Origin of the sequence: Streptomonospora litoralis, from assembly GCF_004323735.1 — a bacterium.
GTDB lineage: Bacteria > Actinomycetota > Actinomycetes > Streptosporangiales > Streptosporangiaceae > Streptomonospora > Streptomonospora litoralis.
Genome location: NZ_CP036455.1, coordinates 2,741,671 through 2,754,368, shown reverse-complemented (window position 1 = coordinate 2,754,368; position 12,698 = coordinate 2,741,671). Strand labels below are relative to the sequence as shown.

9 protein-coding genes are annotated in these 12,698 nt (G+C 71.0%); 7 read left to right on the top strand and 2 right to left on the bottom strand.

The annotated features are described in order from the left end of the window. Positions 1 to 71 precede the first annotated feature (71 nt). From EKD16_RS11870 to EKD16_RS11840, 7 genes are all read left to right on the top strand, one after another. Entirely contained in the window at positions 72 to 1,445 is a 1,374-nt protein-coding gene (locus EKD16_RS11870; RefSeq protein WP_131098436.1) for an MFS transporter, read from the top strand. 74 nt (positions 1,446 to 1,519) lie between these two features. Continuing rightward, a complete protein-coding gene (locus tag EKD16_RS11865; protein WP_131098435.1) occupies positions 1,520 to 3,208 on the top strand; it encodes a thiamine pyrophosphate-binding protein in 1,689 nt (562 codons plus the stop codon). Positions 3,209 to 3,223: 15 nt separating this feature from the next. After that, positions 3,224 to 4,453 (top strand): formyl-CoA transferase, encoded by a 1,230-nt coding sequence (gene frc, locus EKD16_RS11860; protein ID WP_131098434.1) that lies wholly within the window; start codon positions 3,224 to 3,226, stop codon positions 4,451 to 4,453. A 4-nt stretch (positions 4,454 to 4,457) separates the two neighbouring features. Further along, positions 4,458 to 6,599: an acetate--CoA ligase family protein gene (locus EKD16_RS11855; RefSeq protein ID WP_131098433.1), complete on the top strand. Its 2,142-nt coding sequence runs from the start codon at positions 4,458 to 4,460 to the stop codon at positions 6,597 to 6,599. 222 nt (positions 6,600 to 6,821) lie between these two features. Then, positions 6,822 to 8,423: an Nramp family divalent metal transporter gene (locus EKD16_RS11850; RefSeq protein WP_131098432.1), complete on the top strand. Its 1,602-nt coding sequence runs from the start codon at positions 6,822 to 6,824 to the stop codon at positions 8,421 to 8,423. Next, positions 8,423 to 8,989 (top strand): hypothetical protein, encoded by a 567-nt coding sequence (locus EKD16_RS11845; RefSeq protein WP_131098431.1) that lies wholly within the window; start codon positions 8,423 to 8,425, stop codon positions 8,987 to 8,989. Before EKD16_RS11850 ends, EKD16_RS11845 begins: the two co-directional genes overlap by 1 nt. A gap of 80 nt (positions 8,990 to 9,069) precedes the next feature. Continuing rightward, positions 9,070 to 10,101, top strand: a complete 1,032-nt coding sequence (locus EKD16_RS11840) for a TerC family protein (protein ID WP_131098430.1) — start codon at positions 9,070 to 9,072, stop codon at positions 10,099 to 10,101. A gap of 136 nt (positions 10,102 to 10,237) precedes the next feature. Here EKD16_RS11840 and EKD16_RS11835 read toward each other — a convergent pair whose 3' ends face one another. Together EKD16_RS11835 and EKD16_RS11830 are read right to left on the bottom strand one after the other, a co-directional pair. Continuing rightward, complete coding sequence (locus EKD16_RS11835; protein ID WP_131098429.1) at positions 10,238 to 11,197, bottom strand: D-alanine--D-alanine ligase family protein; 960 nt, start codon at positions 11,195 to 11,197, stop codon at positions 10,238 to 10,240. A 49-nt stretch (positions 11,198 to 11,246) separates the two neighbouring features. Then, complete coding sequence (locus tag EKD16_RS11830; protein ID WP_394347341.1) at positions 11,247 to 12,575, bottom strand: aminotransferase-like domain-containing protein; 1,329 nt, start codon at positions 12,573 to 12,575, stop codon at positions 11,247 to 11,249. Between the last annotated feature and the right edge of the window lie 123 nt (positions 12,576 to 12,698).

The window sequence follows — 12,698 nt, the reverse complement described above, 5'->3', positions numbered from 1 at the left end:
CCGCACCCTCTTCTCAGAATCGGTTCAGCGACGCATACTGTATACGATCCACGGTCGTTGTGAGGTGCGCCATGAACCACCCACCCCCCGCTACAGCCCCTCCGGGCCACCTGGCATCCCCCTACGTCCCCGCCCCCCGCACCGGGGAACTGCACGACTGGAGCGGGCGCCGCTACCTCGTGGGGCGCCCGGCCCGCGAACTGGCAGGAACGGCGCGCGCGGTGCCCCTCGCCCGGGCTGTCGCGGCGGTCGCCGCCGTCGGCGGGCTGCAGTTCGGCTACGGCGCGGCGGTCCCTCTGCTGGTGGCCGCCCACGGCTGGAGCCCCGCGGCCGCGCTGCTGCCCTTCGCGCTGTGGGCGCTGGTCCAGGGCGGCAGCGCCTGGCCGATCGCCCGGCTGCGCGAACGCGGCCTGCTCACTCCCGCCCGCGCCATCGTGGCCGGTGCACCGCTGTGCGCCGCCGCCCTTGCAGCGCCGGGACTCACCGCGCAGCTGGGCTGGATGCTGGCGGCCTACGGGCTGGCGGGCGGCCTGGGCGCCGGCCTCGTCTACCACTCCAGCGTGCACGTCGTCGCGGCCTGGTACCCCGAGCGGCCCGCGAGCCACGCCGCGTGGGCCGGCGCCGGCTTCGCGCTGGGCGCGGTCCCGCTGACCGCCGGCCTGGTCCTGGCCGAGGCCGCCCACTTGGCCGCCGCCCCGTGGCTGGGTGCGGCCCTGGCCTGCGTGGTCGCCGCAGCCGGTATCGGGCTGCGCACTCCCCCGGCGCACTGGTGGCCGCCGGAGACCGATCCGCGCGCCTGGGCGCTGCGCCGCCGCAACCAGCCGGTGGCCGCTTTCGACCACTCCCCCGCACAAGCCTGGCGCAGCGGCGCCCTGCCCGGACTGCACGCCGTGGTCGCGCTGGCCGGAGCCGCCGCACTGGTGGACGTGGCCGTGCTGCCGCTGCTGCTGTTTCGGGGCGGCCTGCCCGCCTGGGCGATCGCCGCGGCCATGGGCGTCCTGGTCGCCTCCAGCGGCCTGGGCCGCGCGGCGGCCGGGCGCTGGGGCGAGCGGATGGGCCGGCGCCGGATCCTGGTGGCGGCGCTGACCGCCGGAGGGGCGGCCCAGTTCGGCCTCGCCGCCGCGGCACTGACCGGTTCCTGGGCGCTCCTGTTACTGATGGCCGTGCCGGCGGGCGTGGGCGGAGGCTGCTGCTACCCGCTGACCCGCACCCTGGCCCACGACTTCTTCGGCAGCCGCGACAGCGCCGAGATCCCCGGCCTCGTCTACAGCGCCAAGGCGCTGGGCGGCCTGCTGGGAGTGGGCGGCGCGGCGGCCTTGATCTCGCTGGTCCCGCAGACGGGGCCGGCCCTGTGCCTGGGCGCCGCCGGCCTGGCGGGCCTGGGGGCCGCCGCGGTCGCGGCCCGACTGCGGCGCCCGGTGCCCATTCGCACGCTTCCGGTCTAGACACCGCACCGACGCTCGTGTAGCAATGGAAACCATACGGTATGCAGTATCCAATAAAGGAGATGTGTGCTCAGATGACTGACGACAAGGGTGGGGACACCACGATCTCCGGCGGCCACCTCGTCGCCAAGGCCCTCAAGGCCGAGGGGGTCGACGTGATCTTCACGCTCTGCGGCGGCCACATCATCGACATCTACGACGGCTGTGCCGACGAGGGCATCGACGTCATCGACGTCCGCCACGAGCAGGTGGCCGCCCACGCCGCCGACGGCTACGCGCGGATGACCGGCAAACCCGGGTGCGCCGTGGTCACCGCCGGCCCCGGCACCACCGACGCCATCACCGGAATCGCCAACGCCTACCGCGCCGAGAGCCCGCTGCTGGTGATCGGCGGCCAGGGCGCCCTCAGCCAGCACAAGATGGGCTCGCTGCAGGACTTGCCGCACGTCGACATGATCGGCCCCATCTCCAAGTTCGCCGCGACCGTCCCGCACACCGAGCGGGTGGCCGACCTGGTGTCGATGGCCTTCCGGGAGTCCCTCAGCGGCGCCCCCGGACCGTCCTTCCTGGAGATCCCGCGCGACATCCTCGACGCCTCGGTCCCGGTGGAGTCGGCCCGCGTACCCAAGGCCGGCCACTACCGCGCCTCCACCCGCCAGGGCGGCGACCCCGACGCGATCGAGCGCCTGGCCGAGCTGCTGGTGCGCTCCGAGCGCCCCAGCATCCTGCTGGGCCACCAGGTGTGGACCACCCGGGCCACCCAGTCGGCCACCGACCTGGTGCGCTCGCTCAACGTCCCCGTCTACATGAACGGCGGCGGCCGCGGCACGCTGCCCCCCGCCGACCCCCACCACTTCCAGCTCTCCCGCCGGCACGCCTTCGGCAACTCCGACCTGATCATCATCGTCGGCACCCCGTTCGACTTCCGCATGGGCTACGGCAAGCGGCTGTCGACCGACGCCACGGTGGTCCAGATCGACCTCTCCTACGCCACGGTCGGCAAGAACCGCGACATCGACCTGGGCATCGTCGGCGACGCCGACGTCATCCTCTCCTCGGTGCTGCAGGCGACCTCGGCCTACGGCGACAATGGGGCCCAGGGCCGCAAGACCTGGCTGGAGGAGCTGCGCCAGGTGGAGAACAAGGCACTGGAGAAGCGGACCCCGCTGCTGACCTCCGACGCAACGCCGATCCACCCCTACCGCCTGGTTTCGGAGATCAACGACTTCCTCACCGAGGACTCGATCTACATCGGCGACGGCGGCGACATCGTCACGTTCTCCGGCCAGGTCGTCCAACCCAAGGCCCCCGGCCACTGGCTCGACCCCGGCCCGCTGGGCACGCTGGGCGTCGGCGTCCCCTTCGTGATGGCGACCAAGTACGCCTACCCCGAGAAGGAGGTCGTCGCGCTGTTCGGCGACGGCGCGTTCAGCCTCACCGGCTGGGACTTCGAGACGCTGGTGCGCTTCGACATGCCCTTCATCGGGATCATCGGCAACAACTCCTCGATGAACCAGATCCGCTACGGCCAGATCGAAAAGTACGGCGCCGACCGCGGCGAGATCGGCAACACGCTGGGCGACGTGCGCTACTCGGAGTTCGCCGAGATGCTCGGCGGCTACGGCGAGGAGGTGCGCGAGCCCGGCGAGATCGGGCCGGCGCTGCGGCGCGCACGCGAGTCCGGCAAGCCCTCGCTGATCAACGTCTGGATCGACCCCGAGGTCTACGCGCCGGGGACGATGAACCAGACCATGTACAAGTAGGCGTGGAGGAGCCACATGAGCAAGGCACTTGACGGGGTCCGCGTCCTGGACATGACCCACGTGCAGTCCGGCCCCTCGGCCACCCAGATCCTGGGTTGGCTGGGCGCCGACGTGGTCAAGGTGGAGGCCCCCACCGGGGACATCACCCGCCGCCAGCTGCGCGACCTGCCCGATGTCGACAGCCTCTACTTCACGATGCTCAACGGCAGCAAGCGCAGCATCACACTCAACACCAAGAGCGACGAGGGCAAGCGCCTCTTCCTCGATCTGGTCAAGCGCAGCGACGTGCTGGTGGAGAACTTCGCCCCCGGCGCACTGGACCGGATGGGCTTCACCTGGGAGGTGCTGCACGAGGCCAACCCCCGGCTGGTCTACGCCTCGATCAAGGGGTTCGGCCCCGGCGCCTACGCCGAGTACAAGGCCTACGAGGTCATCGCCCAGGCGATGGGCGGCTCGATGAGCACCACGGGCTTCGAGACCGGTCCCCCGCTGGCCACCGGCGCACAGATCGGCGATTCGGGCACTGGAATGCATACAGTAGCCGGTATCCTTGCCGCTCTGTACCAGCGCACCAGCACCGGCCTGGGCCAGCGGGTCGAGGTCGCCATGCAGGACTCGGTGCTCAACCTGTGCCGGGTCAAGCTGCGCGACCAGCAGCGGCTGACGCACGGTCCGCTGTCCGAGTACCCCAACGAGGACTTCGGCGACGAGGTCCCCCGGTCCGGCAACGCCTCCGGCGGCGGGCAACCCGGCTGGGCGGTGCGCACGGCGCCCGGCGGCCCCAACGACTACGTCTACGTCATCATCCAGCCCACCGGCTGGGAGCACATCACCCGGATCATCGGCCGGCCCGAACTGGCCACCGACCCCGATTGGGCCACCCCCGAGGCGCGGCTGGACAAGCTCGACAAGGCCTTCGGCCTGATCGAGGAGTGGTCGATCAACCTGCCCAAGTGGGACGTGCTGGCCGCGCTCAACGAGCACAACATCCCCTGCGGGCCGATCCTGTCGACCAAGGAGATCATCGACGACCCCACGCTCAACGCCAACGGGATCGTGGCCACCGTCGAGCACCCCGAGCGCGGCACCTACAAGACGGTGGGGCTGCCGATGAGGCTGTCGGACTCCCCCGCCGACGTCGGCCGCTCCCCTCTTCTCGGCGAGCACAACACCCACGTCTACCAGGACGAACTGGGCCTGGCCCCCGACGAACTCGCAGCCCTCAAAGCGAACGGAGTGATCTGAGAAGATGGCAACGGAAACCGGCTACGACCGCGATGCCGTCCGCGCCGTGCTCGACCGGGCCCGCTCCGAGAGCCGCAGCGCGCTGACGGCGCCCGAGGGCCGCGTGCTCGCCGAGGCCTACGGCATCCCCATCCCCGGCGAAGCACTCGCCACCAGCGCCGACGACGCGGTATCACTGGCCGTCGAGCTGGGCCTGCCCGTGGTCGCAAAGATCGTCTCGCCCGACATCCTGCACAAGACCGACGCCGGCGGCGTCGAGGTCGGGCTCTCCTCGGCCGAGGAGGTCAAGACCGCCTACCAGCGCATCGTCGACAACGCCCGGGCCTACAACCCCGAGGCCGTGATCGAGGGCGTGCAGGTGCAGCAGATGGTGGGCGGGGGCCAAGAGGTCCTGATCGGCGCCACCACCGACCCCACCTTCGGCAAGGTCGTCGTCTTCGGCCTGGGCGGGGTCCTGGTGGAGGTGCTCAAGGACGTCTCCTTCCGCCTGGCCCCCGTCTCGGCCGAGGAGGCCCGCGCACAGATCGGTGACATCAAGGCCGCCGAGGTGCTCTCGGGCGTGCGCGGCGGCGAGGCGGTGGACACCGACCGCCTGGCCGACGTCATCACCCGCCTGTCCGACCTGGTCACCGACTTCCCCGAGATCTCCGAGGCCGACCTCAACCCGGTCTTCGCCTCCGCCTCGGGCAGTGTGGCCGCCGACCTGCGCTTCGTCCTCGACTTCGACCCGGCCCAGCCGCCGGCGCGGTTCACCCGCGAGGAGATCCTGGCCTCGATGAACCGCATCTTCAAACCGCGCTCCATCGCGATCATCGGCGCGTCCAACGAGCACGGCAAGATCGGCAACTCGGTCATCCGCAACGTCGTCGACGGCGGCTACGCCGGGAAGGTCTACCCGATCAACCCCAAGGCCGACGAGGTCTACGGCCGCGCCGCCTACCCCACCATCGCCGAGGCCCCCGACGACATCGACGTCGCGGTCTTCGCCATCCCGGCGAAGTTCGTCTCCTCCGCGCTGGAGGAGGCCGGCCGCAAGGGGGTCGCCGGCGCGATCCTCATCCCCTCCGGCTTCGCCGAGACCGGCGAGCAGGAACTGCAGGACGAGGTGGTGGCGGTGGCCCGCCGCCACGGCGTGCGCCTGCTGGGCCCCAACATCTACGGCTACTACTACACGCCCGAGAACCTCTCGGCGACCTTCTGCACCCCCTACGACGTCGCCGGCGGCACCGCGCTGACCTCGCAGTCGGGCGGAATCGGCATGGCGATCCTGGGCTACAGCCGCAGCACCAGCACCGGTGTCTCGGCGATCGTGGGCGTGGGCAACAAGGCCGACATCGACGAGGACGACCTGCTGACGTTCTTCGGCCAGGACGACAACACCAACGCGATCGCGATGCACCTGGAGGACCTCAAGGACGGCCGCGCGTTCGTGCAGGCCGCCCGCGAAGTGGTGCCCAAGAAGCCGGTGGTCGTGCTCAAGGCGGGCCGCACCTCCGCGGGCGCCCGCGCGGCGGGGTCGCACACCGGCGCGCTGGCCGGCGACGACAAGGTCTACGACGACATCCTGCGCCAGGCCGGCGTCGTCCGCGCACCCGGCCTCAACGAGCTGCTGGAGTACGGCCGCGCGCTGCCGGTGCTGCCGACGCCCGCCGGGGAGAACGTCGTGATCATCACCGGCGCCGGCGGCTCGGGCGTGCTGCTCTCCGACGCGGTGGTCGACAACGGGCTGTCGCTGATGGACATCCCGCCCGACCTCGACGAGTCCTTCCGGGCCTTCATCCCGCCGTTCGGCGCGGCGGGCAACCCGGTCGACATCACCGGCGGCGAGCCGCCCTCCACCTACGAGAAGACCATCCGGCTGGGCCTGGAGGACCCGCGGGTGCACTCGCTGATCCTGGGCTACTGGCACACCATCGTCACCCCGCCGATGGTCTTCGCCGAGCTGGTGGCCGACGTGGTCGGCCAGGCCCGCGCCGCGGGGATCGACAAGCCCGTGGTCGCCTCGCTCTCGGGCGACACCGAGGTCGAGGCCGCCAGCGCCCACCTGTTCAAGCACGGCGTGGTCGCCTACCCCTACACCACGGAGAAGCCCGTCCAAGTACTCGGCGCGAAGTATCGCTGGGCGCGCGCGGCGGGGCTACTCTGATTCGGATGATCTTTCCCCTGTAACACGCGTCACACCCGGTGGCCGCTGAGCCGCCACGATGCGGCCACCGGGTACCCGCTGCGCCGGCGTCCGCCAGCGCCGCCGCAGCGCGAACCGCACATCCACCCGCCGGCCACGAGAAGGAGGACCCAGGCCAGACCAGGGGGCGAATGAGGGGGCAGTCAACCCGCATCCGCGATCCAGCGAGGGAGAGCTCCGCGCATGGACTCCTCAGACATCAACTCCGACCGGCCGCTGGGACGTGATGACGCCACCGGCACCGACACGCCCGACGCCAGAGTGCCCGCTCAGCGCGGCCCCGCCGCGTCCGAATCCGGCGAGGCCGAGGCCCGCCCCGCCGAGGCCCCCGAGTCCGCACAAGAAGAGCGCTACTGGAAAGCGGGGCGGCTGGAGGCCATGCCGATCCGCCCCCTGCCCAAGGCGCCGCCCTCCATCCACATCCTGGGCCCGACGGTCTTCCTCGTCGCCCTCGGCGTGGGTATGGGCGAGTCCTACATGTGGCCGCGGCTGGTCCTGATCTTCGGACCGGAGATCCGCTGGCTGTTCCTCGTCGGCGTCTCCCTGCAGGCCGTGGTCATGCTGGAGATGTCGCGCTACGCGATGGCCACCGGCGAGAGCATCTTCATGGGCGCCGCCCGGGTGTTCAAACCGCTGATGTGGTTCTTCTTCGTCACAGCCATGCTCGTCTACATATGGCCGGGCCACCTGTCGGCGGGCGCATCGGCGTTCCAGCAGGTGACCGGAATACCCTGGCAGGCAACGGCGGTCGCCGGCATGCTGCTGGTGGGCGTCGTGTTCACGATGGCCAAGGTCATCTACAACCTGCTGGAGAACGTCCTCTCCATCTGCATCGGCCTGCTGGTCGTGGGCACCTCCGTAGTGGCCGCCCTGGTCGGCAACCTCTCCGACCTCTCCAGCACCATCACCGGCATGTTCGCCTTCGGCTACATGCCCGACGAGGCGCTGACCGCCGCGTGGTTCCCCGTCATCGTCGGCTCCATCGCCTTCGCCGGCCCCTCCGGCATGCAGCAGATGTGGTACACCCTGCACCTGCGCGACAAGGGCGCCGGAATGGGCCACCACATCCCCCGCATCCGCGGCCTGCGCCACGCCGACGAGCAGGAGAGCATGCCCAGCCGCGGCTTCATGTTCGACACCTCCGACCCCGCGGAGATGAGCAAGTGGAAGGGCTGGCGCAGGTGGGTCACCTTCGACGCCTTCGTGCTCTTCTGGGGCATCACGATGCTGGTGACCATCTCCTTCACCGTCCTGGCCCAGGCATCGGCGCGCCTGGACCCGAACGTGGCCACCGTCCTGCGCGACGGTCAGCAGTCCGCCGCCCTGGACGCCATGGCCTCCTCCTTCTCGGCTGCCGGCTCCCCCGTCTTCGGCACCGTGTTCTTCCTGTTCATCTCGCTGATCGGCCTCAACGCCACCCTTGGCCTGTTCGACTCCTTCTCCCGCGGCCAGGCCGACATGACCTACTTCTTCATCCCCGGCGCCCGCCGGTTCAGCATGTCCAAGCTCTACGCGTTCTTCCTGTGGGGCGTCATCGCCTTCGGCATCGGCGTGCTGCTGTTCGGGCCCGCCGACGGCCCGGCGGCGATCCTGGACACGCTGGCGTTCCTGTCGACGTTCGCCATGGGCGCCTACTGCGTCACCCTCCTGCTGGTGAACAACCTCCGACTGCCCAAGCCCATCCGACCCGGCATCGTCTCCAACGTGCTGATCGCCGGGGCCGCGGTGTTCTACCTCGGCATGCTGTTCTACTCGCTGTTCGCCTTCGGGGTGGTGGTGAGCTGATGAGCACCCACGCCACCGCCCCGCGGCCGGTCCCCGCCGCACTCCACTACGCCGAGGTGGCCGTTCCGGGTGCGGTCATCGGACTGGTGGCCGGCGCCTTCGCCGCCGGGGTGGCGGCGCTGGCCGGACTGCCCGCTGTGCAGATCGCGACCATCGCCACCGGACTGGGCATCCCGCTCGCCCTGCTGGGAGCGGGCTACTGCGCCCTGCTCGCGGCGGGCCGGTTCGGGGTCGGCGCGGTCGGCCCGGTGGCGCTCTACTGGCTGGTCGGCTTCCCGCTCGCCCGGCTGCTCGACCAGTACACGGTCGCCACGGTGCTGGGCTACGACCAGATCCTCAGCGAACCGCTGCTGTCGTTCCTGGCCTTCCAGGCGATGCTCAGCATCGGATTCGCCATCGGGTTCCTGTGGCTGCACGAGCGGCTGGCCCCGCACCTGCTGATCCGCATCCAGCGTCACAACCCCGTGGCCGCCGACCTCGTCCGGCGCTATGTCGAGCAGGCCGCGGCGAGCGCGAAGCGCCCCGCCTCCTCGGCCGGGCGGGGCCGCCGACGCGACGGCTCCTGACATGTAGTAGAACCGGTGCCCGGGCGCCTCGCGCGCCCGGGACCGGCACACCTGTGCCACCGATCTTCTGGAGTTCTGGCTTGGATATCGCACCTTGGGTCTGGGGCGTGACGATCGCCGTCCTGCTCGGCGTCATCGCTCTCGACTTCGTCATCATCGCCCGCAGGCCCCACGAACCGTCGATGCGCGAGGCGGCCGCCTGGATCTCCGTTTACGTCTCGCTGGCGATCGTCTTCGGGATCGGTCTCACCTTCTTCACCGACGGCCAGGCCGTGGACTTCTTCACCGGGTGGATCGTCGAGTACTCGATGAGCATGGACAACCTGTTCGTGTTCATCCTCATCCTCGGCTCCTTCGCCGTCCCGCGGGAGCACCGGCAGCGGGTGCTGCTGGTGGGCATCGCCCTGGCCCTGGTCTTCCGGGGTCTGTTCATCGCCGCCGGAGCGGCGGCGGTCAACGCCTTCGCCGGCGTCTTCTACCTGTTCGGCGCCTTTCTCCTCTACACCGCGTGGAAGCTGATCAGCAGCGGCGACGAGGACGAGGAGTACCAGGAGAACGCCATGGTCAGGATGGTGCGGCGGGTGCTGCCCACCTCCGACACCTACGACGGCGCCCGTCTGGTCACCCGCGTCGACGGAAAACGCTTCGTCACCCCCATGCTGATGGTGATGATCGCCGTCGGCATGACCGACATCCTCTTCGCCCTGGACTCCATTCCCGCCATCTTCGGCATCACCCAGGAGCCCTACCTCGTCTTCACCGCCAACGCCTTCGCGCTGATGGGCCTGCGCCAGCTCTACTTCCTCATCGGAGGGCTGCTGGACAAGCTGGTCTACCTCAGCCACGGCCTGGCGGTGATCCTCGGGTTCATCGGGGTGAAGCTGATCCTGCACGCCGTCCACGAGACCACCGACCTGCACGTGCCCGAGATCCCCACGGTGCTCTCGCTGGTCGTCATCGTGGTCACGCTGGCCGCCACCACCGTGCTGAGCCTGCTCAAGTCCCGGCGCGACGCGCGCGCGGCGGCCGAAGCGGCGAGCGGCGACGGCCCCTCTGCCGCCGGCGAATCGCGCGGCGACGACGACGATCGGGACGAGCGGGTATCGGTCTGAGCCGGCGCCGGCTCCCACCCCGCGGTCCCGAGGCCGGTCCTGCCGACGGCGGGGCCCTTCGCACCCGAACGGAGGCGAAGGGCCCCGCCGGCTCATGCGCCCACTTCGAGCACCGCGGCGCTCGGGCGCCGGAGGCTCAGCCCGTGCGTCCGCGGTTCCAGGCGTTGAAGGCGAGGTCGCGGCAGACCCGGCCGAAGTCCAGTTCGGCCGCCTCGACCGCGAGGGGGAACGTGGAGGTCTCGGTCAGCCCCGGCGCGACGTTGACCTCCAGGAAGCGCACGCCGCCGTCGGCGTCGACGATGAGGTCGGTGCGGGAGTAGTCGCGCAGCCCCAGGGCGCGGTGGGCGGTCAGCGCGGCCTCGGCGGCGGCCCGGGCGGTCTCCCCGCCCAGCCGGGCCGGGCTGAAGAACTCCGTGCGGCCGGGGGTGTAGCGCGCCGCGTAGTCGTAGACGCCTCCGTCGGGCACGATCTCCACCGGCGGCAAGTCGAAGGGGCCCTCGCCCAGGTCGAGAACGCCCACGGCGATCTCGGTGCCTTCGATCCGCTCCTCGATCATCGCCCGGTCGCCGTAGGCGAAGCAGCTGACCATGGCCGCCGACAGCGCCTCCATGGAGTCGACCGGAGCGGCCCCGAACGCCGACCCGCCCTGGTCGGGCTTGACGAACAGGGGCAGGCCGAGGCGGTCCACCACGCGCTGCAGCAGCGCCGGCGCGCCCAGGTCGTGGAAAGCCGACTTCGGCAGGGTGACACCGCGCGGCACCGCGACGCCCTGCCGGGCGACCAGTGCCTTGGCCGCGGGCTTGGCGAAGGCGCTGCGGCACGCCTCGGGCGGCGCGCCGACGTAGGGCACCCCGCTCAGCTGCAGGATCTCGGCGGTGGCGCCGTCCTCGCCGGAGGCGCCGTGCAGCACCGGGAAGACCACCTGCGGCGGGTCGCCGGCGAGCCGGTCCAGCAGGTCGGCGTCGATGTCGGCCGTCTGGGCCTCCACGCCCAGGCGGCGCAGAGACTCGGCGACGCGCCGCCCCGAACGCACGCTGACCTCGTGCTCGGGAGACATGCCGCCCGCCAGTACGAGCACCCGGTCGAGATCGGCCACGGTCCTGCCTTCCTGCTGCGCTGGTGGTGTCACTGGGCTTCCCGCTTCGTCAGGGAAGGTCGGGGAAGGGGGAGTCGTCGCCCGCCGCGGCGGGGGTGGACGCGCCGCCGAAGGTATCACGCAGCTCGGTCTCGCCCTCGATCACGCCGACCAGCCGGCGCACCCCCTCGCGGATCTGGTCGCTCGTGGGATAGCAGAACGACAGCCGCATGTTCCGGCGGCCCTCGTCGGAGGCGTAGAAGCCGGTGCCGGGCACGTAGGCCACCCGCTCGTTGACCGCGCGGGGCAGCATGGCCTTGGCGTCCAAGCCCTCGGGCAGCGTCACCCACACGAAGAAGCCGCCGTCGGGACGGGTCCAGGTGGTGCCGGCCGGCATCAGTGCGTCCAGGGCGCCGAGCATGGCGTCGCGGCGCTCCCGGTACATCTCGTTGAAGTTCTTGATCTGCTCCCGCCAGGCGTGGGCGGTGAGGTAGCGCCGCACCACCATCTGGTTGAAAGTGGAATGGCTCAGCATGGCCGACTCGGCGGCCAGCACCAGCTTGGCGCGCACCGCCGCGGGCGCGAGCGCCCAGCCGATGCGGAAGCCCGGCGACAGCGTCTTGGAGAACGAGCCGAGGTAGATGACGTTGTCGGGGGCCTGCGAACGCAGCGGCGGCACGGCCTCGCCGTCGTAGCGAAGGAGGCCGTAGGGGTTGTCCTCCAGCACCAGCAGGCCGTGCCGGCGGCAGATCTCCAGCACGCGGGTGCGGCGCTCGGCCGAGAGCGTCACGCCGGCGGGGTTGTGGAAGTTCGGGATGGTGTAGAAGAACTTCACCCGGCGGCCCTCGGCGGCCATGCGCCGCAGCGATTCGTCCAGGGCCTCGGGCACGACGCCGTCGTCGTCCATCTCGACGTGGCGGACGTCGGCCTGGAAAGCGGCGAAGGTGTTGATGGCGGTGACGTAGGTGGGGGCCTCGCACAGCACCACGTCGCCGGGGTCGACGAAGACCCGGGTGACCAGGTCGAGCGCCTGCTGGGAGCCGACCGTGACGATCACGTCGTCGGCGGCGGCGTCGATCCCCTCCTCGCCCATGACCTCGCAGATGTGCTCGCGCAGCACCGGGTCGCCCTGGGCGGAGCCGTACTGCAGGGCGGTGCTGCCCTGTTCGGCGACCACCTGCCAGACGATGCGGCCGATGTCGTCCATGGGCAGCGCGCCGACGTTGGGCATGCCGCCGGCCAGCGAGACGACCTCGGGCCGCGATGCGACGGCGAACAGCGCACGGACCTCTGAAGCCACCATGCCCTGGGCCCGTGCCGCGTAGCTGCCGACATAGGGGTCGATGCGCGAGCCCTGGGCCGAGGGCCGCCGTTGGGATTCCCGGGGATCCTGCACGATCCACCTCCGCTGGCTGGGTGGTGCCTGCTGCTGCCTGTGGTGCTGCCTGTCGTCTCTCAGACGCCGCCGCGGCGGCCGCGGTTCGCCCGCTTCGCGCCCGATCTCGCTGGAAGATCCGCGGCC